We start from the raw sequence: 23,014 nt of genomic DNA, 5'->3' as shown, positions 1-23,014 counted from the left end.
CTTCTTATTTGAGCACGTTCAGCCGCAGGATGTCCGCATCCTCGGGGCCGGTCATGGAGCAGCCCTTGGCCTTCGCGTACTGAATGTAGTCCAGAATTTCCTTGGTGATGCGCTCGCCGGGGGCCAGAATGGGAATTCCCGGAGGATAGCACATCACGAATTCGCTGCATATGCGGCCCGCGGTATCCTCAATGGGCAGCGACTCCTTCTCGGCGTAGAAGGCTTCCTGGGGGGAAGCCGCCACGATGGGGTCGATGTACTCCTGCTGCATCAGGCCCGCCTTGCTGCCGCCAAACCGGCGGCGCACCTCGGCCAGCGCGCTCACAAGCCGCTCCACCTCGCGGGGACGGTCACCGATGGACAGATAGGCCAGAATGTTGCCCAGGTCGCCGAATTCGATCTGAATGTCGTATTCGTCCCGCAGCAGGTCATAGACCTCGATGCCGGCCAGACCCACATCCAGCGTGTTCACCGACAGCTTGGTGGTATCGAAATCAAAGATGCTGTCGCCATTGCACAGCTCCTTGGAGAAGGCGTAATAGCCGCCGATAGCATTGATCTCCTTGCGGGCGTATTCCGCCAGCTCGCTCACCCGCTTGAACTCCTGCTTGCCCCGCAGCGCCAGATTGCGCCGGGAAATGTCCAGGCTGGACAGCAGCAGATAGGAGCCGCTGGTGGTCTGGGTCAGGTTGATGATCTGGCGCACATGGCCCTCCGGCATGGCCGGGCCGGTGAGCAGCAGCGAGCTCTGGGTCAGGCTGCCGCCGGATTTGTGCATGGAGACGGCGGCCATATCCGCCCCCGCCGCCATGGCGGACACGGGCAGGTTCTCGCCGAAATAGAAGTGGGTGCCGTGGGCCTCATCGGCCAGGCAGAGCATACCGTTGTCGTGCGCCAGCTTCACGATGCTGCGCAGATCCGAGCAGATGCCGTAGTAGGTGGGGTTGTTCACCAGCACGGCCTTGGCGTCCGGGTTTTCCCGGATGGCCTTTTCCACCGCCGAGACGCTCATGCCCAGCGGGATGCCCAGCCGGTGGTCGCATTCCGGGTTCACATACACCGGCACCGCGCCGCACAGCACCATGGCGCCCATTACGCTGCGGTGCACGTTGCGGGGCAGAATGATCTTTTCGCCCCGCTTGGCCACCGACAGGATCATGCTCTGCACCGCGCTGGTGGTGCCGCCCACCATCAGAAATGCGTGGGCCGCACCGAAGGCCTGCGCGGCCAGGATCTCCGCGTCACGGATCACCGAGATCGGGTGACACAAATTGTCCAGCGGCTTCATGGAGTTCACATCCATGCTCACGCACTGCTGGCCCAGCAGCTCCGCCAGCTCCGGGTTTCCTCGCCCGCGCTTGTGGCCGGGCACGTCAAAGGGCACCACCCGCATCTTGCCGAAGCGCTCCAGCGCCTCGTAGATGGGGGCCCTTTGCTGATCCAAACGTTCCATTGCTCTCTCCCCCTGCCTCTTTTGACAAACGTTAGTAGATATTGCGGCCGCTGAAGATCTCGATCATCTCGCGGCGCAGGTTGTTCATGATCTCCAGCCGGGTCTTGGGCGGGAGCTCATACACATCGGTCTTGAACAGATAGTTCTGCAGATCCACTTCCTTGAGCATCATCTTGGTATGGAAGATGTTCGCGTCGTAGACATTGATGTCCACCGCATCGTACCGGCGCAGCAGCTCCGGCTCGATGTAGTCCTGAATGCTGTTGACCTTGTGGTCCAGGAACAGCTTGCGGCCGTTCATGTCCCGGGTAAAGCCACGCACCCGGTAGTCCATGGTGATGATGTCTGAATCGAAGGAGCGGATCAGGTAATCCAGCGTGGACAGCGGCGTGATCTCGCCGCAGGTGGCTACATCGATGTCCACCCGGAAGGTGGCCAGACAGGTCTCCGGATGATACTCCGGGTAGGTGTGCACCGTCACATGGCTCTTATCCAGATGGGCCAGCTGGGTCTCACCCATGGGCAGCATGCTGCCCTCGGCGATCAGAATGGTCACCGATGCACCCTGCGGATCGTAGTCCTGCCGGGCGATGTTCAGCACCTTGGCGCCAATCATATCGGTGAGGGTGGTGAGGATATTGGTCAGACGCTCGGAATTGTACTGCTCATCGATATAGGCGATGTAGTCCTTCTGCTCCCGGGCGGTTTTTGCGTAGCATACGTCGTAGATGTTGAAGCTCAGCGCTTTGGTCAGGTTGTTAAACCCGTACAGTTTCAGCTTTTCTCCCATCGGTTTCCTCCTGAAATTGACATCGCCTTTTTGCCCGGCGGCAACAAAAAACAGGCAATGTGTATTTTTGCATACACATTGCCTGTAAACGAATCATATTCTGGTGATACAGCGCGGGCCCCTAAAACCGACAAGTTTCCGGACGGACACAGCAGGATACAGCGAATCAACGCCGTCTGGGCGCAGCCCGGCTTGCTTTCACACAGAGTCTATATAGCAAATACTTACTTTTACTACTCTTATTGACCGTTTTACAAGTTGATGTACGCAGAATACGCACTGGTTGTAAAGTAACCAACTTATAAAATTGAGCTTTTAACTCAATCAATAATGGCGGTATCGCACCGCCCATCGGCAGTTGACCCGGCTGTCCGTATGGCCTTTAACCCACGATTGGGTGGTCAGAAGAAATATTTGCATGGATACTCTGTATGAAAACTCATATCGCATGACGGAAAAAGTATACCCTGTTTTTTTGCCGTTTGTCAACGGCTTTTTTCAGTTTTTAGCAAAATTTTAACGTCCGTTTTTCCCTGCTTTTTTCATGGGATTTTCCAGCTTTTGGAATAATTATACATGAATCAACTGCAGGCCGTTGGCCTCCATCAACGCCTGCATTTCAGCGTCCGTCAGGCTGTATTCCACCTTTTTGGTCATGGCCTCGTCGGCAAAGGCCGCCACCCAGCCGCCCTCAGCCTGCTGGCAGAAGGCCACAGTGTCCGCCAGGTCCAGACCCTGCTGGGCCAGCTGCCCGCGCAGCGGCTCGGCCAGCTCCACATTCACAAAAAAGGTGGTCAGCCCGTGGCCTCCGTTGTACTGAAATGCCCCCTTCACACTGTTCTCTCCGGCAGCAGCCGTCCGGGGTTGAATGACCTGCAGCCAGGCCGGTTCCATTGCTTCCATCTCATTGCCTCCTGTTCTGAGCAGACAGGGCCTTATGCCCGCCGCCTTCTATTTTACGCTCTGCTTTCTGCAGAACGCAAGGCCCGCCCTGCTTTTGTGTTTGTTTATTCACAAAATGCAGATTTTCATACACTGATTTGTGCAAAAGAGCACTGCCCTTTTGCGTGCTGATGTGCTATGATAAAAAAGAATGTTTTGGAAAAAAGGAGAGCATTGCCATGAGGAATTACATCGCCCGCCGCTTCCAGACCGCGCAGGACAGCGTGATGGCCAGCGCAGCCGCCGAGAAGGGCGCATACAGCGACCTGATCGACCTGAGCATCGGCGACACCGATTTCACCACCGACGAGCGGATCATCCGCGCCGCCATGGAGGATGCCCTGGCCGGGCATACCCACTACACCTCGCCCCAGGGTGACCCGGAGCTGATCGACGAGATCCGTACTTATTATAAAACTGCCCACAATATGGACCTGGCGCGGGAACAGGTGTTCATCTCCGCCTCCAGCTGCTTCGGCATGGAGCTGGCGCTCATGAGCATTCTGGACCCGGGCGACGAGGTGATCCTCTTCGCGCCCTACTTTTCCCCTTACAAGGAACAGGTGGAGCTGACCGGCGGCGTTGCCGTGGAGGTGCCCTGCCTGGAAGAGGAGGGCTTTGCCATCAACGCCCAGCGGCTGCGTGCGGCCATTACCCCCCGCACCAAGGCCATGATCGTGAACAATCCCTGCAACCCCACCGGTGCGGCCTACGACCTGCAGACCTACCAGACCCTGGCCCAGGTGGCTGAGGAGTTCGACCTGGTGGTGATTCTGGACGAAATCTACACCGATTACATGTTCGAGGAGCCCTTCCGCCCCTTCCGTGGCCTGCCCGGCATGGCGCAGCGCAGCATCACCCTGAACAGCTTCTCCAAGAACTACATCATGACCGGCTGGCGCGTGGGTTCCATCATTGCCGAGCCTGCGGTGATCGACACCATCAAGCGCATCAACGAGAACATGGTCTACTCGGCGCCCTCGGTCTCCCAGCGGGCGGCCATCCACGCGCTGCGGCTGCGCAGCGAGATCGGCGACAAATACACCGGTGAATACCGCCGCCGGGTGTTCTACACCGCTGAGCGCATCAACGCCATCCCGAAGCTTTCGGTGCGCGAGCCCCAGGGCACCTTCTACCTGTTCATGAACATCAAACAGACCGGTCTGGACTCCATCGCCTTCTGCCAGAAGTGCGTGAAGGAAGCCCATGTGGCCATGGTGCCCGGCGTGGCCTTCGGCGCGGCGGGCGAGGGCTATGTGCGCATCGCCTGCACCACCAGCGAGGAAAAGCTGGGCGAAGCCTTCGACCGCATTGCGGCTCTGAAATTCTGAGTGTGGCGGTTCAATACAGCGGCAGGCCGCCGGTGAATTCGTCGGCCTTCTCCGCCGCCAGCGGCTCCAGCGCCAGGCAGGTATAGGTGGGCTCGCCGTGAAATTCAGTCATGCCCGCGTCCTGAATCAGGGCGCTGATGACCCCGGCGGCCTGTGCCTTTTCGTGCAGCCGCAACAGTTCCTCCTCGGAATCCACATACACACAGATCTTGGCCACTCCCTTGTCGAACCACTCGCTCAGGGGGGGTGGCCTGCTGTTCGCTTGCAGCCAGACCCACCCAGCCATCGGCCACCTGCACCTGGCCCAGGCGGCCCTCCTTCTGCAGGGCCATCAGGGTGGCGGTGACGCTGGCATGGCCCGCCTGAGCGGCGATCTTGCCCTTGCGCATCTTCAGATCCCGGCGCATTACAATCATCTGCTTGGATGAATACATTCTGTTTCCTCCTTACCACTAGCCGGAAAAATTTCCCCGGCGATTCTCTGCTATTATACCAGCGCCCGGTCATGGCTGCAACGCCGCTTTACCGCTCTGCTCCAATAGCACAGCACCATCTTGCGCATTCCCCCGTGCAGATGGTATGATAGAATTGAAAATATATTGTCACGCCTGTTTCGCGGTCCTTCCGGGTGCACTTTGTGCCCATGGGCCGTTTTTTGTGCGCGATGCGAAAGCGAAGTGTCTACATTATGACAAACGATCAAAATCTTCTGACAGTGGGCAGCGTTCCCAAAAAGATTCTGCTGTTCGCGGTGCCCATTTTCTTCAGCAATCTGTTCCAGCAGCTGTACAACGCGGTGGACTCACTGATCGTGGGCAACTTCATCGGCGAGCAGGCGCTGGCGGCGGTGGGCTCCTCCGCCAGCCTGATCATGCTGATGATCGGCTTCATCAACGGTGTTTCACTGGGCGCGGGCGTTCTTGTGGCCCGGCTTTACGGTGCGCAGGACCACAAGACCCTGAAGCAGGCGGTACATACCACCGTGGCGCTGGGCCTGGTTGCCGGTGTGCTGCTCTCGATTCTGGGTATCCTCTTCACACCCCAGATCCTGCGCTGGATGGGCACCCCCTCTGATGTGCTGCCTCAGTCCGTGCTGTATTTCCGGGTCTACTTCATGGGCTCGCTGTCGGTGGTCATGTACAACATGGGCGCCAGCATTCTGCAGTCGGTAGGCGACAGCCGCAGCCCCATGAAATATCTGATCATCGCCTCCATCACCAATGTGGTGCTGGACCTGGTGTTCGTGGCCGGCATGGGCCGCGGGGTGGAAAGTGCCGCCCTGGCCACCATCATCAGCCAGACCCTCTGCGCCTTCCTTGCCTTCCGCAAGCTGACGGTGGTGCAGGCACCCTACCGCATCACCTGGAAGGAGGTGGGCTTCCGGGCGGACATGCTGCGCCAGGTGCTCACTCTGGGCGTTCCCTCCGGCGTACAGAACTCGGTGATCTCGCTGGCCAATGTGATCGTGCAGTCCAACATCAATGCCTTCGGTTCCGCCGCCATGGCGGGCTGCGCCGCCTACAGCCGGGTGGAGGGCTTTGCCTTCCTGCCGGTAACCTGCTTTGCACTGGCACTTTCCACCTTCGTGAGCCAGAACATCGGTGCGGGCCGCTTTGACCGTGTCAAGCAGGGCATGCGCTTCGGCCTAATCTGCAGCCCGCTGCTGGCCGAATGCATCGGCCTGGTCATCTTCACCTTCTCGCCCCAGCTGATCGGTGCCTTCAACAATGAGCCTCAGGTGGTGGCCTACGGCGTGGCGGATGCGCACACCGTGGCGCTGTTCTACTTCCTGCTTGCCTTCTCTCACTGCTGCGCGGGTATTCTTCGGGGCATGGGCCGGCCCATTATTCCCATGACCATCATGCTGAGCATCTGGTGCGTGCTGCGCATCTGCTACATCACCATTGCGGTTCGCCTGATCCCGGACATTCATATGGTCTACTGGGCCTACCCCATCACCTGGACCATCAGCTCGATCCTGTTTGCCCTGTGTCTGACCAAGCTGCGATTCCCGCCCATGGCAGCTCAGCCGGAAAATTGAGACGAGCCGGGTATTGTAATTTGAACGAACATGCTTTACCATAAAGTGGGGCCGTAACGGCGGCTCTGCGATTCAGCTTCTTATTATTAAGGAGGGATCTTACTTTGGCAATTGAAGATTACAAAAAGGCCCAAAAAATGGGCCAGCGAAACTTCCGGGCCTGCGTTTCCAAGGGGCAGTACCCTTATCTGCAGGTGCTGGATGATATTCTGGAAAACAGCGAGCTGGACGGCACCCAGCCTCTGGGCGTGGTGAACATCCCCCTGGATTCCATCGTGGGCACCAAGACCGAGGGGCGCAAAACCGCCTTTGCCCGGAACTTCATGCCCCTTCTGGGCGAGCGCACCGAGTTTGCAACCAAGTGGAGCGCCCTGTGCGATTCCCAGATGGAGGAAGGCATCCGTGACCCCATCGAGGCAGTGGAGTTTCTGAACCGCTTCTACGTGGTGGAGGGCAACAAGCGGGTATCGGTGATGAAATACTTCGGCGCAGCCAGCATTCCCGGCACCGTGACCCGCTACATTCCCAAGCGCAACGGCTCCAAGGAAGTCAACATCTACTATGAGTTCCTGGATTTCTACAAGCTGACCCAGATCAATCTGCTCTGGTTCACTGAGGAGGGCCGCTTCGCCAAGTTCGTGGCCGCGGCGGGCAAAGCCCCCGGCGAGCGCTGGAGCGATGACGACAAGAGCATGCTCTCCTCGATGTATTACCGGTTCCGCTCGGTGTTCATGCAGCGCGGCGGCGACCGACTGCCCATTACCCCCGCCGACGGCCTGCTGGCCGTGATGGGGGTCTACCCCTACCGGCAGCTGTGCGGCATGAGCATGCCGGAGCTGCAGCAGGCAGTGGAACGGGCCTGGAGCGAAATCCTGGTGCTGACCCGCCCGGATGCGGTGGAGCTTTCCATGGAGCCTGCGCTGCCGCCCCAGAACACCGGCCTGTTCTCCCGGCTGCACAACCCCATCGCCTTCCAGGCTCCCAGCCTGAAGGTGGGCTTTGTGTACGAGAAGAGCGCCGACACCTCCCCCTGGACCTACGCCCACGATTTTGGCCGCGGCGAGCTGGAGGAACACTTCGGTGGCCGGGTGACCACCTTGTGCTACGATCATGTACAGCCGGAAACAAACGGTGACGAGGTGCTGGAGAAGGCTGTGGCCGATGGCTGCGATGTGATTTTCACCACCACACCCAAGCTGATCAACGCCAGCCTGAAGGCCTCGCTGGCTCACCCGGAAGTGAAGATCATCAACTGTTCACTGAATATGTCGCACCCGTCCATCCGCACCTATTACGGCCGCATCCACGAGGCCAAGTTCCTGCTGGGTGCCATCGCAGGCGCATTGGCGGATGACAACAAGATCGGCTATGTGGCCACCTACCCCACCTACGGCATGATTGCGGCTATCAACGCCTTTGCTCTGGGCGCACAGATGACCAATCCCCGGGCAAAGGTATATCTGGAGTGGACCTCGGAAAAGAACGTGGACATCGCCGCCCGTTTCGCAGAAAACGGCGTGACTCTGATCTCGGACCTGGATAACCGGGCTCCCCAGCAGCCCCCCTGGAAGTTCGGCCTCTACCGGCTGGAGGGGGACCACATCTGCAATTATGCAATGCCCTTCTGGAACTGGGGCGAATTTTATGTGCGCATCGTGCAGTCCATCATGAACGGCGGCTGGTCCGCCGGCAACAGCGGTGAGCGTGCGCTGAACTACTGGTGGGGTATGGATGCCGGCGTGATTGATGTGCTGTGCTCCCGCAGCCTGCCCGTCGAGACTCAGCGCCTGGTCAATCTGCTGCGCCAGGCGGTCTGCAGCCGGGATTTCGATCCCTTTGCGGGTGTGCTTTATGCCCAGGATGGCCATGTGGTGATGCCCGAAGACCACAGCCGCCTCACCGCGGAGCAGGTCATCACTATGGACTGGCTGGCCAGCAACGTGATCGGCCGCATCCCCCGCTTCGACGAACTGATCGATGAAGCCAAACCGTTGGTTTCTCTGATCGGCGTTCACAAGGACGAATCAACCACCAAGATCCTGTAATACAGGCTCGGCGAGGAGAAGTCAAACATGAAAATTTTGCTGCTGGCGGATGAAGAATCAAAGTATCTGTGGGATTTTTTCAGCCCGGACAAGATCCGCGGCTATGATCTTATCATCTCCTGCGGGGATCTGAACCCCCATTATCTGACCCTGCTGGCCACCTTTACCTCTGCCCCTCTGCTTTATGTACACGGCAACCACGATACTCGTTATCTGCACGATCCGCCGGAGGGCTGCATCTGCATTGAGGATGATATTTTTGAATACCGCGGAATCCGTGTTCTGGGGCTGGGCGGCTCCTTCCGTTATAAGGAGGGGCCCTTCCAGTACACCGAGCGGCAGATGGCCAATCGCATCCGGCGGCTTCGCCGCAAGCTGAAAAGCTACAAGGGCTTTGATATTCTGGTCACTCATGCACCCGCGCGGGATCTGAACGATGGGGAAGACCTGCCCCATCGGGGCTTCGAGTGCTTCAACCACCTGCTGGAGGAATATTCCCCCAGTTATTTCGTGCACGGCCATGTACACATGAGCTACAATTCCAATCTTCCCCGCTGCTGCCAGAAGGGCAGCACCACCGTGATAAATGCCTACGAAAAGCATGTGATCGAGTTTGAGCCGGACCCGAACCGGCCGGTCCGCCCCGACTGGTGGCAGGTTTGGAAGCGTCTTCCCATCGTCAGCCAGCTGTAAGCAGCAAAAAACTCCGCTCCCGCACCCTGGATTTCAGGGCTTGCGGAAGCGGAGCTTTTCTTTTGTCAGAATGTTTGACCGCTCAGCGGCGCGCACGGGCCCGAACCGGGCGCAGCCACTGGGGGATAAAAGGCAGTTGTTCCAGCCAGGCCAGCACCTGTACCGAGGGGCCGAGCCGAACCAGGGCCTGCTGCAAAAACGATTGGATCATTGTGGTGCTCTCCTTTGTCAGTTTCTTCTGGGAAAATCCATCGATCGAATTTCCTATCCACATGGTAGCAGATTCATCTGTCGGCTGCGGTAACTTTATCACCAAAGCCTTGACTGCTTTGACCATGGTTTTACTATACCAGTTGAATTTGAACAGAATGTGAGCACACTGCGAAAGATCCGCGAAATGCCCGGCTCAGCGGCCTTTGCGGGACAATGCAACCAGCACCAGCAGACAGAACAGCACCACACCGCCCAGGGCCCAGGGCAGCCAAGCATGCTTCTGCATGGTCTGTGCCAGCGAGCTTTGCCCCAGAACCGGGGCAGTGGACTGGGCGGGCTCCGGCTGGGTGGGCTGCTCGCCGCTCTCCGTCTGGCCGGCCTGCGATTCACTCGTCTGTGCCGGAGCTTCGGTCACCTTCGCGCCGCCCAACATATCAGCCAGTGTATCAGCGGTCAGGCTGCACACTGCATTCAGCGGTGCATCCATGGAATCCACCGCAACGATGTTCCGCTCCTCGTCCAGCGTCATCTGTTTCTGACTGAGCAGGAGCAGCTGAACACCGGAATCCGCGAAAAATTTATCCTTCACCTGCTGGCGGAAGGCCTCCCGGTCACCGGTATCCGCCTCCCCGAACTGAGCCAGCACAAACTGCTGGGCACGCTCCTCATCGGTAATGTCCTGATAATACTGCCCGATGGCTTCGGACAGATCGCTGCCGCTGCTCAGTGTGATTCCAATGTTCACTCCGTCCAGATCTGCCAGCCAGTCGCTCTGCGGCATCAGGCTTGCGTTCTCGTCCTCGCAGACAAAGTAGGGCTTCAGCTGCTGGATGCAGCCCTCCTCGTCCGCGCCGGTTCCCTGGATGCTGCCCGCCAGCTGGATGCAGTCGCCGCCCCAGGTACACACCACCGGCATCCGCTTGTAGGTGGCCCCGATGCCCGCCACCAGATGCACAAAGTCCACCGGCTCACTAGTGGCCGGTATCTGTACGTTTTCCAGCGTTTGCAGCTGCTCCAGTTCCGAGTCCTGCCCGGCCACAAATTGGGCAAACTCCTCACTGGGCGCGCCCAGAATCATATCCCAGCTGGCATCCGCGTAGCGCTGGGTGCGTATGTAGTTGATCGTGAGCATCAGCGGATCGCTTTCGCTCTGCTGGCCGGCGGCATATTCCTCCGCCAGCTGCTGCAGGCGGGCAGTCTGGTCCAGCGCCCCGGCCAGCGAAGTGATTTCGGCCGCATGGACCGGCACGAGCATACAGACTGCCAGCAGCACGGCACTCAGGGCGCTCAGGCCTCTTTTTATCATCTGTTTCATGGCTTCTCCTTTGCCCCTCATTTTCGTGTGGTTCGTGCCTTATTATACCGAATGCTGCCCGCAATGCAATGAAAATTTTGTAAAACACCCCTTCACAGGCACGAAAAAGCCGCGTGTGCAGCCCCTGAAAGGATCGCGCCCGCGGCTTTTTTACTTTTTGGAATTACTGACCGAACACCGCCAGGTAATCCTTTTTGAACTTCTCGATGCCCTGATCGGTGAGGGGATGCTTTGTCATCTGCTCAATCACCTTATAGGGCACGGTGGCAATGTCCGCCCCGGCCAGAGCGCAGTCGGTCACGTGGATGGGGTTGCGCACGCTGGCGGCAATGATCTGGCAGTTGATGTCCGGATAGTCGGCGAACATCCGGCAGATCATCCGGATCAGATCAATGCCGGGCTGGCTGATGTCGTCCAGACGGCCCAGGAAGGGCGACACATAGGTGGCACCTGCGCGGGCGGCCAGCAGCGCCTGGTTCGCGCTGAAGATCAGGGTGCAGTTGGTCTTGATGCCCTCGGCACTCAATGTCTTGATGGCCTTCAGGCCTTCGGTTGTCATGGGGATCTTCACCACCATGTTGGGATGCATGGCCGCAATAGCCCGGCCCTCGGCAATCATGCCCTCGGCATCCTCGGTGGTGGCCTTCACCTCACCGGAGATGGGCCCGTCCACAATGGCGGCAATCTCCTTCAGTGTTTCGGCGTAATCCCGGCCCTCCTTGGCGATCAGGCTGGGATTGGTGGTCACACCGGCGATCACGCCCATCTCGTTGGCTTTGCGGATTTCGTCCACGTTGGCAGTATCAATAAAGAATTTCATGGCTTGCATCTCCTTTCGGCTCTTGTTGCGCCATTTGCCATATATTCCAAACCTTGCCGAAGCATTTTTCGCAACCTGTCACGGAACCGTTCGGCAGCTTTTGCGGCTTTATCCTGCTTTAAGTGTACCGGTCCGAAAAGCCGCGCACAATATTCAGATTCCACAAAATCCGACTCTGTTTTTTTACCCTTTGCCCAAGCTCTCATTCCAGAGAAAACCCGATAAAATCCACCGCGTCCATACCACGGAACACAAAATACAGCGGTCGTACTCCGGCCTTTGGGCAGAGCCTTGCCGGATGCAGCAGGGATTTGTCCTCAGGGATCGGGATCACCGCCAGCGGCTGACCGCCATCCTCCCGGTGGGAAACCCGCATCACGCCCCGCCCCCGGCCACGCAGTTGCAGGGTAATCCTCCTCTCCTCGCCGGTGAAGGCAAAGGACAAAAAGCCCGCGCTGCTGCCGCTGCGCATGTTGGCGATGTACTGGTCCGGCCGCTCTTCCCGGTCCGCGCCGGTCTGAGTGAAATAGGGGTGCGCCGCCAGCCGGAGCCGGGGCAGGCGGATGTCATACCGGGCCGCACCTTTGGCACTGCGCAGATGGCAGGCAATTCGGGCCTCATAGCTGCCCCGATCCGGCAGGGGCTCTATCCGCAGGCCGGTGCTGCTGAGGGGCGCCTGGAAAAAGCCGCCGTCCGGCCTGCGGCGAAGCGGCTCGGCACAGGCCTGGCGGGAATAGGAATGCCGGTTGGTCTGCCGATGATAGAACACATACCACTGCCCACGGATGCAGACGATGCTGCCGTGGGTGTTGCCCAGATAGTTGACCGCCTGTTCCTCGCCGGGGCGACCTGGCAGGAATACATCGCCGATGTCCACCAGCGTTCCGCCGAAGGTAAACGGTCCGAAGGGATGGTCCGCCATGGCGTAGCAGAGCTCGTGATTGTGCTCGGAGGAATAGATAAAGCAATAGCGGCCGTCCACCTTGCGGATGGAACTGGCCTCAAAGAAGGCGTGGTTTTCAAAGGCACCGGGCAGCCCCTTACGGGGAAACAGCAGCCGCGGCCCCTGCCGGATGGTGCGCATGTCCGACTCCAGCTCCACCGCCACGCCGCCGGGATTTTCCAGCTGGCGAAAGCCGGTGACCGGCGCCGGGATGCGGGTGGCAAACCCGGAATACAGGTAGACCCGGCCGTCGTCATCCACCAGCACGCCCGGGTCAAAGGGGAAGGGCTCCCCGGACCGCTCGCCCCAGAGGTGCCCATCCGGAAAGGCCACATGGCCGTAAAATTGAAACGCGCCCGCCGGTTCGTCGCACACGGCTACCCCGATGCGGCCCATAAAGTCGAAGGCATAGTAAAGATAATACCGCCCGTCCGGCCCCTGCACCACGTCCGGCGCATAGAGGCAGCGCCGCCCGCCCGGGTTCATGGGGTCCTGGTCCTTGCGGTAGATCACGCCCTCAAACCGCCAGTCGCTCAGGTCCTCCTCCGGGGCGGACCAGCACACATAGTCGTTCATGCAGAACAGCGGCCCGCCGAAGCGGTCATGGGAGCCATACAGATACACCCGCCCGCCGAACACCCGAGGTTCGCCGTCCGGCACATATTCCCAGCTGGGCAGATACGGATTGAACACTTCTTTTTTCATAACTTTCCTCTCCCTTGCCCGGCTCAGAATTCCCGGGGCAGCTCCAGCAGTTCAAACTCCTTTTTGCGGCAGCGCAGAATCCCCTGGCGCTGAAGCTTGGACAGCTCGGTGCACATGGCGCTCCGGTCCACCGACAGATAGTCCGCCAGCTCCTGCCGGTCATAGGGGATGGAAAACCGGGCGCTGCCCGCCCGCTGCGCCTCGCCGGAAAGATAGGACAGCAGTTTTTCACGGGTGGTTTTCTGGGCCATGTGCTCCACCTTCTGGGTGAGCATCAGGTTGCGGCCTGCCAGCACCTGGGTAAGATTCTGGATCATCTGTGTGTGAAAGCCGCAGGCCGTGGAGCAGGTCTGAAACAGACGGCCCACATCCAGAAACATCACCCGGGTGGTGGCGGAGGCCACCACGCTCACCGTAAGGTTCTCACTGCCCAGGCAGGCGTAGGATTCCGCAAACAGCTGCCCTGGGCCGGATTGTCCCAGAATTACCCGGTTGCCCCAGAAGTCCTCCTTGATGATATGCGCGGTGCCCTCCAGCACAATGCCCATTCGCCGGGTAGGCTCACCCCGATGCAAGATGAACTCCCCTTTCTGATACGTATTCACCACCGCGCACAGGCAATGCAGCAGGCTCCGGATCTGGTCCGGCTGGATGTTCTGGAACAGCTGCGACGACTGCAGAACTTGAATGTCTTCCATAAGCGCTCCTTTTGTTGGATTTGCAACTCTCTTGCCTTCATTGTAGTGCTGCCTGATTTTTCTGTCAATGCTCCGGCCAAAGCACTGTTTCCCTTTCTCTTGCAAAGCCCCTTCCCCTTTTGTAGAATAAAAGCAGCAGTGGGGCTATTCCACCCCGCACAGAGAGGAGCGTTTGGCAATGCAGGCATTTGTTTATCATATCCCCACCCGCGTGATTTTCGGCCAGGGGACCGAGGCGCAGACCGCAGAGCAGATCAGGCTGGCGGGTGCAAAGCGGGTCTTTCTGGTATACGGCGGCGGCAGCGCAAAGCGCAGCGGCCTGATAGACCGGATTCTGGCGGATCTTGCCCGGGAGGGCATCGCCTGCATGACGCTGGGCGGCGTTCAGGCCAATCCCCGACTGGGATTGGCCCGACAGGGTGTGCAGCAGGCCGTGGAATTCGGGGCCGACCTGATCCTGGCGGTGGGCGGCGGCAGCGTGATCGACACTGCCAAGGCCATCGCCCACGGTGCGGCCTGCCCCCGCACCGATATCTGGGAGTTCTGGCTGGGCCGCCAGAAGGTGACCGCCAGCCTTCCGGTGGGTGTGGTGCTGACCATTTCCGCCGCCGGAAGCGAGACCAGCGATTCCGCCGTACTCACCGATGAATCCACCGGCACAAAGCGGGGACTGAGCACACCGTTCAACCGGCCGCTTTTTGCCATTCTGGACCCGGAGCTCACCTACACGCTTCCCCGCTACCAGATCGCCTGCGGCATTGTGGACATTATGATGCACACCATGGACCGGTACTTCACCCCCGCCAAAGGCAACCAGCTCACCGACGCCTTTGCCGAGGCGCTGCTGCGCACGGTGATCGCCAACGGCCCCGCCGCGCTGGCAAACAGCAAGGATTACCAGGCCATGAGTGAGCTGATGTGGTGCGGCAGCGTTTCCCACAATGGGCTCACCGGGCTGGGTGCTGCAGTCGATTTTACCCCCCACAAGCTGGGCCACGAGCTGAGCGGTCGGTTTGATGTGGCGCACGGAGCCAGTCTTTCGGCAATATGGGGGCACTGGGCCCGGTACTGCCTGCATCAGGACCCCGCCCGCTTCGCCCGATTCGGCCGACAGGTCTGGAATGTGACTGAGCCAGACGACCAGAAAGCTGCGGAGCAAGCCATCCAGCGCACCGTGGATTTCTTCCGTTCGCTGGACATGCCCACCTGTTTTTCCGAATTGGGCATAGGCGTGCAGCCGGAAGAGGTGCTCTATCAAATGGCAGACAAGGCCACCCGGGGCGATACCTTCCTGCTGGGTAGTTTTTTGCCTCTGAACCGGGAAAAGGCCCTGGAAATCTACCGGCGTGCCAATTGCTGAGCTGTTTTAAAAATCAATCCCCCGCGCGGCCGATGTGGTCTGCGCGGGGGATTTTTGTTATGTATCGTTTTTCTTTGTTTCCGGCAGGGCTTCCTCCGGGTATTCCCGGGCACGCTGGCAGCACTGGCGGTAATATTCCGCCGGGGTCACACCAAACTCCTGCTTAAAGCTGCGCAGCATGGCACTGTAGCCGGAAAAGCCGCACTGCATCCAGATGGCCGACAGCGGCACTCCGTTGCACAGCAGCTCCCGGCAGCGGCTCAGCCGGGCTTTTATGATGTATTGATGCAGGGTCTGACCGGTGCGCTGCTTGAACTGGCGGGCCAGATGCTCCGGGCTCACATAAAAATGAGCGGCCAGGTCCTTCAGCTGCAGCGGCTCAGCCAGATGAGCGTTGATATAAGCGAACACCTCATCCACCACCAGCCGCTTGCGTCCCACCAGGGCGGTCTTGCGCTCCTCGTTCACACAGCAGCGCAGCACTCCGGCCACCAGAAGCTCCACCAGCCCCCGGCGATAGACCCCACCGGCCAGTGCCCCCGGCTGTTCGGTCTCCTTTTGCAGCATGGAATACAGACGTCGCAGCAGGGTGGCATTCTGGGTATTCAGCCGGACCACTGCGCACCGGAAAGGTACCACCGAAAAGCAGGCTTCCAGATCGCAGCCCGGGCAGGAGATCTCCTCCAAAAGGCCCTGCTGCAGCCGAAGCTGCCAGAGCTCCAGCCCCCGCTCACCCGCACGGGCCCGGGCTGTGGCACCCGGCCGCAGCAGGGCGATGCTGTCCGGCTCCAGGACCGCTTTTCGGCCGGACCATTGCAGCTGACCACTGCCGCTGTTCACCAGAACGATCAGCTGGCCGCTTTGTGCATCCAGCTCTTTTTCGTCGCCTTTCTCCAGCGGCCACTGCTTCAGCCGATACCTCTCCTCCATGGAAATTCCCTCCAGTTTTTCTCCCAATCCTTTTGTTTATTTTATCAAAAGCGCGCTTTTTCATCAAGTTTTGCCTAATTCACATCAAGAAACGAGATATATTTTTAACAATCCCCGGGCTTATAATGGCCTTAGAAAGCGGGATGAAGTCCCGCGCCGCTGCTTTTTGAGATCGGAAAGGAGATCGCATCATGGAACTGCTCACCCCCATCAAGGTTGGCAATATCACCCTGAAAAACCGCATCATGTTCCCCCCGCTGACCACCGGCTACGAAGGCCGTGACGGCAGCATCACCGAACAGAGCAAAGCCTTCTACACCCGCCTGGCCAAGGGCGGCGTTTCCTACATCGTACTGGGTGACGTGAGCCCCGTGGCTTCCTTCTCCCCCACTCCCCGCCTGTTCCACGACGGCCAGATCGCCGGCTTCAAGGACCTGGCGGACAGTGTGCACGCCTACGGCGCCAAGATCGGCGTGCAGATCTTCCACCCGGAGTACGACGTAAACGCCCTGATCGAGCTGTTCCAGAAGAAGGACATGATGGGCGTGCGCCAGAAGATGCACCATGACATGGAGCATTACGTGACCGACGTGACCGAAGAGCAGCTGATGGACATCATTCAGAAGATGTGCGACTGCGCTGTTCGCGCCGAAAAGGCCGGCATCGACTTCGTACAGGTCCATGGCGACCGGCTGGTGGGCTGTCTGTGCAGCCCCCTGATGAACCGCCGCACCGACAAGTTCGGCGGCAGCTTTGAGAACCGCACCCGCTTTGCCGTAATGCTGGTAAAGGCTCTGCGTCAGGCAGTTCCGGGCATGGGCATTGACTACAAGTTCTCTGTCATCACTCCCGAGCGCGGCAAGGGCGGTATCCCCCTGGCCGAGGCCGTGGACTTTGCCAAGCTGCTGGAGGAGGCCGGCGTGGACATGCTGCACGTGGCCCAGGCCAACCATACCGGCAACATGGCCGACACCATTCCTCCCATGGGCGTGCAGCCCTACGGCTTCTTTGTGGATATCGCCGGTCAGGTAAAGCAGGCCGTGAACGTTCCCGTGAGCTGCGTGGGCCGCATCATTGATCCCGAGATGGCCGAACGCGCACTGGACAGCGGCAAGGCCGACATCGTTGCGCTGGGCCGTCCTCTGCTGTGCGACCCCGACTGGGTGGTCAAGCTGGAGGCCGGTAAGGGCTGCGACATCCGCCGCTGCATCTCCTGCAACAAGGGCTGCACCGACAACATCCAGAACCGCAGCTTCCTGTCCTGCGTGCTGAACGCCGAAAACGGCTACGAGCTGACCCGCTCCATCACCCCCGCCCAGACCAAGAAGAAGGTTGCCGTGATCGGCGGCGGCGTGGCCGGCATGGAGGCTGCCCGTGTGGCCGCTGCCAAGGGCCACGATGTGGTTCTGTTTGAGAAGAGCGCTCAGCTGGGCGGCCAGCTGAACATCGCCTGTGTGCCTCCCCGCAAGGAGGAGATGCGCCGCGCCACCGCCAACCTGGTTCACCAGGTCACCAGCGCCGGTGTGACCCTGCGCATGGGCAAGACCGTCACCGCCGAGGACGTGCTGGCCGAAAAGCCGGACGCTGTAATTCTGGCTGTGGGTGCCTCCAGCTTTGCCCCTGCCATTCCCGGCAAGGAGAACACCAACGTATGCGATGCCTGGCAGGTTCTGGCCGGCGCCCAGCAGGTTTACGGCAAGGTGGCCGTGATCGGCGGCGGCATGGTAGGCTGTGAGACCGCCGAGTACCTGGCCGATCGTGGCTGCAAGGTAAGCGTTGTGGAGATGATGGACAAGATCGCCAGCGGCGAGAGCAACACCATTCTGCCCACTCTGATGGAGAACTACGCCCGCTACGGCGTGGAGCAGTATGTAAACCACAAGGTCAGCCAGATCGCCCTTGACCACGTCCTGTGCGAGGATAAGGACGGCAACACCGTGACCATCCCCTGCGACTATGTGGTTCTGGCCGTGGGCGCCCGCCCGGTGGCCTTTGACGCCGAGCCCCTGAAGGCTGCCGGTATCCCGGTGATCGCCGTGGGCGACTGCGGCGAGCGCGCGGCGGATATCTCCAACGCCATCCGCACTGCCTACGACGCTGCCAACAGCCTGTAATCCATTTAACGGATTTAACAAAAAAGGAGAATTCTGTATCACCATGAAAAAACTTGCCATTGCACTGCTCACCCTGACCCTGGTCTTCAACCTCTGCGCCTGCGGCCAGAGCAGCAGCTCCACCGCGACCACTTCTTCCACCACCTCCACCAGCACTTCCACCAGTGAGGCTGCCAGCGAGACCACTTCTTCCGAGGGCGCTTCCAGTGAGACCGTTGCCAGCGAGACCTCGGTTTCCGCCGATGCCGCCGCTACCACCAGCGCCACCACCGGCCTGTACACCAACCTGGGTCAGGCCGCTCTGCTGGAGGCCATTGGTCAGTTCAAAGGCCTGTGCAATGTGTCCACCGTGAACGCAGACGGCACCCCCAACATCGCCATCTTTGTGCCCGGCGTGGCCGATGACAGCCACATCTTCTTCAACTGGGCCGACAACGCCACCAAGGCCAACGTGCTGCGGGAGAAGACCGCCATTATGAGCTACGACATTGCCGACCCCACCGCTGAGGAAAAGGCCGGCCGTCACTCCGGCGCCGTGGTCAAGCTGGAGCTGGAGGAGGACGCCGAGGTCCTGGCGCAGCTGCAGGAAGCCAACGAATCCGTAAGCGAAGCCAGCGTGGTACTCAAGATCGTTGAGGTCCTGCCGGTGGGCTGATCCCCCTGTTTTTTGCACCAATCTTTCATGCCGTGCCCCTGTTTTTCAGGGGTGCGGCATTTTTTATGGACTTTTGTTGAATTTTCTGTTATACTGGGTATCAATGCGGAAGCCCGCCGGAAAAGCATCCGTCTGAACCGGCTTATCGGCCGCGCCTTTCCCCGCGTGTCCCCCCGGCTGCCGCCTTTTTCTTTTTGATACCTTGCGGAGGTGCCCTCGTTATGGCGGAAACCTATAAACAATCCTTCAAACAGCACTACACAGACAATGTGGAGCTGTCCATCTTCAACTGCGGGCTGCAGTCCTGTGCGCCCTCACACACCTGGGGTCCCGGCGTGCGGGACCATTATCTGATCCATCTGGTGGTGAGCGGCCACGGCCAGTACACCGTGAACGGCCGCAGCTTTACCCTTGGCTCCGGCGACCTGTTTCTGGTCAAACCCAACCAGCTGGTGAGCTACTGTGCCGATGCCAACGATCCCTGGGAATACTACTGGGTGGGCTTCAACGGTGCGTTTGCCAACAAGCTGGTACAGCAGACCCCCTTCACCGATCAGTCCCCGGTGTATCATTGCGGGGAATCGGAATCTCTGAAGCAGGCTTTGCGCTCCATCTACGACTGCCGCGGCCCGGAATCCCACCACGAGGCCGCCATGGTGGGCCATCTGTATCTGTTTTTGTCCTGCCTGATGAAGCAGGCCCACGAATGCGACCCCCGGGTGAGCAACACCAGCTCCCAGTATGTGCACGGGGCCATCAAGTTCATCCAGTTCAATTATTCCCACGACATCAGCATCGACGACATTGCCAAGGCGGTGGGCGTGAGCCGCAGCCACCTGTACCGGGTGTTCATGAGCAATGTGGGCCAGAGCCCCATCGATTACTTAACCAACTACCGCATCGGCGAGGCCTGCAATCTTCTTCGGGATTCCAAGCTTTCCATCGCCGAGATCGCCGTTTCCGTGGGCTTTTTCGACCAGTTCTATTTTTCCCGGGTCTTTAAAAAGACCAAGGGTGTGCCGCCCAGCCGCTATCTGAGCAGCATCGAAAAGTCTTGACCTTTTCAGGAGACCTGCCAATGAAACGAATCGCGCTTATCCTTGCCAAGCTGTTTGCCGTCTGCGCCGCCCTGGGGCTGTGCGTTCTTCTGTACCTGTTCAGCGTGGGTTATTTTGACCCCCAGCCCGCCATCGGTTATCTGCACTCGCCCAAGGAGCTGCCCTACGTGGACCTGGACGCGCTGGAGGATCGCTTTACGGAAAACGGAGTTCGTTTTCTTCTGGGGGATGAATCCGCCGGCTATGAGCCCGCCGCCCGGGAGCTGATCGAGCAGGGCGCGCAGGTGCTGATCGTAAGCGAGGACGAGGACATTCTGGACCCGGCGCTGCTGCGCCTTGCCCGCCGCCACAGTGTACCACTGGTGGTGGTCGGCCGCAGCCCTCAGCTGCAGGAGATGGAGGACTACGACAAGCTGTGGTATGTGGGCAGCAATCCCGCGCTGGGCGGCGAGCTGCTGGGCGAGGAGATGGCCATGGGCTTCCGTGATGGTACCATTGCGGATGCAAACGGCGACCTGCTGCTGCAGTACAGCCTTTATCTCAGCGACATCGGCCCCTATCACCAGGCGCTGAGCTACTATGCTTTGCAGGAATGCGAGCATTATGGGGTCTATTCCAACCTGCTGAAATACCTGGACGAGAACGACGACCCCCTGCCCTTCACCGCTGAGGCGCTGGCCGGGCAGCAAAAACCCGAGCTGCTTTTGTGCACCACCGCCGGGGATGCCCGGTTCCTGTATGACCTGGCTGAGCAGCTGGGCTGGCTGGAGGGCGATGCGCCGGTGCGCATTGCCGCCGTGGCCGAGAATCCCGAACTGGCCCAGGCTCTGGTGAACGACGGCGTTGCCGTGGCCGCCTCCTACTACGACATTGACCAGATTACCCAGGTGGCGGGACAGCTTGCTCTGAACGCCCTGGACAAACAGTTTGCAGGCCAGGGCCTGGAGCTGCAGCCCGACGAAACCGGCCGCTTCTTCATCCCCTTCGGCCTGGTCACCACCATTGAAGACGAATAAAAAGGAGCGTTTTTGTGCCCATTCACAAGAATTCCATCATCCCATTGACCATCGAGAGCCTTTCCAGCGACGGCAGCGGCGTGGCCCATTACGAGGGCAAGGCGGTGTTTGTGCCTGCCACCGCCCCCGGTGATGTGCTGAACGCCCGCATCGTGAAGGACCTGGGCCGCTATTCCTTCGCCATTGTGGAGGAGATGTTGCAACCCTCTCCCGCTCACATCGAGCCGGATTGCCCGGTATGCAAGCCCTGCGGCGGCTGCTGCTTCCGCCATCTGAACTATGAGACCGAGGCCCGGGCAAAGCAGAGCTTTGTGGAGGATGCCTTCCGGCGCATCGGCGGGCTGGATACCCCGGTGCTGCCCATCTTGTCCTCTCCGCTGGAGGAGCGCTACCGCAACAAAGTCCAGTTCCCGGTGGGGCTGGATGCGGAGGGCCATGTGATCGCAGGCTTCTACGCGGGCCGCACCCATCGCATCGTGCCCTGCGCCGACTGCAAGCTGCAGCCCGCTGAGCTGAATCAGATCGCCGCCTTTGTGTGCGAGTTTATGGAAGCCCACGGCATTGCCCCCTATCGGGAAGAAAAGCACACCGGCCTTGTACGCCATATTTTCCTGCGCAAGGGCTGGCACAGCGGCGAGATTCTGGTCTGTCTGGTGGTGAACGGCCGCAAGCTGCCCCACGCGCAGGAGCTGTGCACGGCGCTCACCGAACAGTTCCCCGCCATCCGCAGCATCGTGCTGAACGTGAACCGCCAGAAAACCAACGTGATCACCGGTCTGGAGAACATTCCTCTGTGCGGACCGGGTTATATTGAAGACACCCTGTGCGGTGTGCCGGTGCGGCTGGGTCCGCTCTCCTTCTATCAGGTGAACACCCCCGCCGCCGAGCAGCTGTACGGCGTGGCTCGCCAGTTCGCCCAGCTTCAGCCCGGCGACACCCTGCTGGACCTTTACTGCGGCATGGGCACCATCGGGCTTTCCATGGCGGCGGACTGCAAAGAGCTGATCGGCGTGGAGATCATTCCCGAGGCAGTGGAGAGTGCCAAGCTCAACGCAGCCGCCATGGGCGTGGAGAATGCCCGCTTCTTCTGCGCCGACGCAGGCAAGGCCGCCGCAAAGCTGGCGGACGAGGGCCTGCGGCCGGATGTGGTCTGTCTGGACCCGCCCCGCAAGGGCTGCGACGAGGCGACCCTGAACGCGGTGATTGCCATGGGTCCCCGGCGCATCGTGATGGTAAGCTGCAACCCGGCCACCGCCGCCCGGGACTGCCGGTATCTGGCCGACCGGGGCTACCGCCCGCTGCGGGCCCAGCCCGCGGACCTGTTCCCCCGCACCAGGCATTGCGAGTGCGTGATCGAGCTGGTCCGGGAAGACTGATCCACTAATCTTACTATGAGCAAACAAAAAGGCACGCAGCCGGTTGAAGGGCTGCGTGCCTTTTTCTGTTCGTTGCGGGGCTTATTCGATGCCGGTCACTTCGTAGCCTGCCTCGGTCACGGCGGCGGCCAGGGTCTCGTTGGACACATCGGCGCTCAGGGTCACCCGGGCGCACTTGCCCTCCAGATCAGCCACGGCCTGAACGCCCTCGATGGCATTCAGGGCTTTCTCCACGTGGGCAGTGCAGTGGTGGCACATCATGCCCTCAATGTGAATCGTCTTTTCCATGTGTAAAACTCCTTTCGGCGGCTGTGCCGCGGGAATGTGAGGGGTTGCCTCCTCACTGGGCAGGGCGGCGGATTCCGCCCGGCTTGCTTTGAAGAAATTGAGCCGCAGCGCGTTGGATACCACGCACACGCTGGAAAGGCTCATGGCGGCGGCCCCGATCATGGGGTTCAGCACCAGACCAAGGCCATAGAACACACCGGCCGCCACCGGAATGCCGATGCTGTTGTA

At 60.0% G+C, this 23,014-nt stretch carries 21 protein-coding genes and 1 pseudogene; 10 read left to right on the top strand and 12 right to left on the bottom strand.

Going from position 1 to position 23,014, the window contains the following annotated elements; genetic code table 11:
- Positions 1–4: 4 nt before the first annotated feature.
- From J7G73_RS04175 to J7G73_RS04165, 3 genes are all read right to left on the bottom strand, one after another.
- Complete coding sequence (locus J7G73_RS04175) at positions 5–1,453, bottom strand: aminotransferase class I/II-fold pyridoxal phosphate-dependent enzyme (protein ID WP_291245345.1); 1,449 nt, start codon at positions 1,451–1,453, stop codon at positions 5–7.
- Between the two features lie 31 nt (positions 1,454–1,484).
- Entirely contained in the window at positions 1,485–2,243 is a 759-nt protein-coding gene (gene speD / locus J7G73_RS04170) for an adenosylmethionine decarboxylase (protein WP_087181086.1), read from the bottom strand.
- A 570-nt stretch (positions 2,244–2,813) separates the two neighbouring features.
- Entirely contained in the window at positions 2,814–3,146 is a 333-nt protein-coding gene (locus tag J7G73_RS04165) for a hypothetical protein (protein ID WP_291245344.1), read from the bottom strand.
- A 218-nt stretch (positions 3,147–3,364) separates the two neighbouring features.
- Between J7G73_RS04165 and J7G73_RS04160 the strand changes: the two genes are divergently transcribed.
- A complete protein-coding gene (locus tag J7G73_RS04160) occupies positions 3,365–4,516 on the top strand; it encodes an aminotransferase class I/II-fold pyridoxal phosphate-dependent enzyme (RefSeq protein ID WP_158097544.1) in 1,152 nt (383 codons plus the stop codon).
- Positions 4,517–4,526: 10 nt separating this feature from the next.
- On the opposite strand, the gene J7G73_RS04155 is transcribed toward J7G73_RS04160, so the two are convergent.
- Both J7G73_RS04155 and J7G73_RS13665 read right to left on the bottom strand, forming a co-directional pair.
- Positions 4,527–4,802, bottom strand: a complete 276-nt coding sequence (locus tag J7G73_RS04155) for an aminoacyl-tRNA hydrolase (protein WP_291245343.1) — start codon at positions 4,800–4,802, stop codon at positions 4,527–4,529.
- Positions 4,803–4,860: 58 nt separating this feature from the next.
- Positions 4,861–4,932: pseudogene (locus tag J7G73_RS13665) on the bottom strand (peptidyl-tRNA hydrolase); the annotation flags it as partial.
- A 272-nt stretch (positions 4,933–5,204) separates the two neighbouring features.
- On the opposite strand from J7G73_RS13665, the gene J7G73_RS04150 reads away from it, so the two are divergent.
- The 3 genes from J7G73_RS04150 to J7G73_RS04140 all read left to right on the top strand — a co-directional run bounded on the left by J7G73_RS04150 (position 5,205) and on the right by J7G73_RS04140 (position 9,295).
- Positions 5,205–6,557: an MATE family efflux transporter gene (locus J7G73_RS04150; protein WP_367113943.1), complete on the top strand. Its 1,353-nt coding sequence runs from the start codon at positions 5,205–5,207 to the stop codon at positions 6,555–6,557.
- Positions 6,558–6,661: 104 nt separating this feature from the next.
- Positions 6,662–8,602 carry a BMP family ABC transporter substrate-binding protein gene (locus J7G73_RS04145; protein ID WP_291245342.1) on the top strand — a complete coding sequence of 647 codons (1,941 nt, stop codon included), beginning with the start codon at positions 6,662–6,664 and terminating at the stop codon, positions 8,600–8,602.
- Positions 8,603–8,629: 27 nt separating this feature from the next.
- Positions 8,630–9,295, top strand: coding sequence for a metallophosphoesterase family protein (locus J7G73_RS04140; protein ID WP_291245341.1), 666 nt, complete (start codon positions 8,630–8,632; stop codon positions 9,293–9,295).
- A gap of 82 nt (positions 9,296–9,377) precedes the next feature.
- Here the strand turns inward: J7G73_RS04140 and J7G73_RS04135 are convergent, their stop codons facing one another.
- The 5 genes from J7G73_RS04135 to J7G73_RS04115 form a co-directional block, all read right to left on the bottom strand.
- On the bottom strand, positions 9,378–9,506 hold the full coding sequence (locus J7G73_RS04135) for a hypothetical protein (RefSeq protein WP_275532611.1): 129 nt from the start codon (positions 9,504–9,506) through the stop codon (positions 9,378–9,380).
- Positions 9,507–9,701: 195 nt separating this feature from the next.
- Positions 9,702–10,823 (bottom strand): hypothetical protein, encoded by a 1,122-nt coding sequence (locus tag J7G73_RS04130; protein WP_291245340.1) that lies wholly within the window; start codon positions 10,821–10,823, stop codon positions 9,702–9,704.
- 163 nt (positions 10,824–10,986) lie between these two features.
- Complete coding sequence (gene fsa, locus J7G73_RS04125) at positions 10,987–11,643, bottom strand: fructose-6-phosphate aldolase (protein WP_291245339.1); 657 nt, start codon at positions 11,641–11,643, stop codon at positions 10,987–10,989.
- A 202-nt stretch (positions 11,644–11,845) separates the two neighbouring features.
- Positions 11,846–13,291, bottom strand: coding sequence for a family 43 glycosylhydrolase (locus tag J7G73_RS04120; RefSeq protein WP_291245338.1), 1,446 nt, complete (start codon positions 13,289–13,291; stop codon positions 11,846–11,848).
- 23 nt (positions 13,292–13,314) lie between these two features.
- Positions 13,315–13,989 carry a Crp/Fnr family transcriptional regulator gene (locus J7G73_RS04115; RefSeq protein WP_291245337.1) on the bottom strand — a complete coding sequence of 225 codons (675 nt, stop codon included), beginning with the start codon at positions 13,987–13,989 and terminating at the stop codon, positions 13,315–13,317.
- A gap of 178 nt (positions 13,990–14,167) precedes the next feature.
- On the opposite strand from J7G73_RS04115, the gene J7G73_RS04110 reads away from it, so the two are divergent.
- Positions 14,168–15,349 (top strand): iron-containing alcohol dehydrogenase, encoded by a 1,182-nt coding sequence (locus J7G73_RS04110; protein ID WP_291245336.1) that lies wholly within the window; start codon positions 14,168–14,170, stop codon positions 15,347–15,349.
- 57 nt (positions 15,350–15,406) lie between these two features.
- Here the strand turns inward: J7G73_RS04110 and J7G73_RS04105 are convergent, their stop codons facing one another.
- Positions 15,407–16,279 (bottom strand): AraC family transcriptional regulator, encoded by an 873-nt coding sequence (locus J7G73_RS04105; RefSeq protein ID WP_087294705.1) that lies wholly within the window; start codon positions 16,277–16,279, stop codon positions 15,407–15,409.
- Between the two features lie 191 nt (positions 16,280–16,470).
- Here J7G73_RS04105 and bilR point away from each other — a divergent pair, with 191 nt between their 5' ends.
- From bilR to rlmD, 5 genes are all read left to right on the top strand, one after another.
- Positions 16,471–18,393 carry a bilirubin reductase, long form gene (bilR, locus tag J7G73_RS04100; protein WP_291245335.1) on the top strand — a complete coding sequence of 641 codons (1,923 nt, stop codon included), beginning with the start codon at positions 16,471–16,473 and terminating at the stop codon, positions 18,391–18,393.
- 43 nt (positions 18,394–18,436) lie between these two features.
- Complete coding sequence (locus tag J7G73_RS04095; protein ID WP_291245334.1) at positions 18,437–19,048, top strand: hypothetical protein; 612 nt, start codon at positions 18,437–18,439, stop codon at positions 19,046–19,048.
- A 221-nt stretch (positions 19,049–19,269) separates the two neighbouring features.
- Complete coding sequence (locus J7G73_RS04090; protein WP_291245333.1) at positions 19,270–20,106, top strand: AraC family transcriptional regulator; 837 nt, start codon at positions 19,270–19,272, stop codon at positions 20,104–20,106.
- Between the two features lie 20 nt (positions 20,107–20,126).
- Positions 20,127–21,122, top strand: a complete 996-nt coding sequence (locus J7G73_RS04085) for a hypothetical protein (protein WP_291245332.1) — start codon at positions 20,127–20,129, stop codon at positions 21,120–21,122.
- Between the two features lie 14 nt (positions 21,123–21,136).
- Positions 21,137–22,498, top strand: coding sequence for a 23S rRNA (uracil(1939)-C(5))-methyltransferase RlmD (gene rlmD / locus J7G73_RS04080; protein ID WP_291245331.1), 1,362 nt, complete (start codon positions 21,137–21,139; stop codon positions 22,496–22,498).
- Between the two features lie 81 nt (positions 22,499–22,579).
- On the opposite strand, the gene J7G73_RS04075 is transcribed toward rlmD, so the two are convergent.
- A partial coding sequence (locus tag J7G73_RS04075) for a heavy-metal-associated domain-containing protein (protein ID WP_291245330.1) occupies positions 22,580–23,014 on the bottom strand: 435 nt, incomplete at its 5' end.

The organism is Allofournierella sp. (assembly GCF_017889395.1).
GTDB lineage: Bacteria > Bacillota > Clostridia > Oscillospirales > Ruminococcaceae > Allofournierella.
Note: the sequence above shows the minus strand (reverse complement) of the source record. Positions and strands in the feature narration are given on the sequence as shown.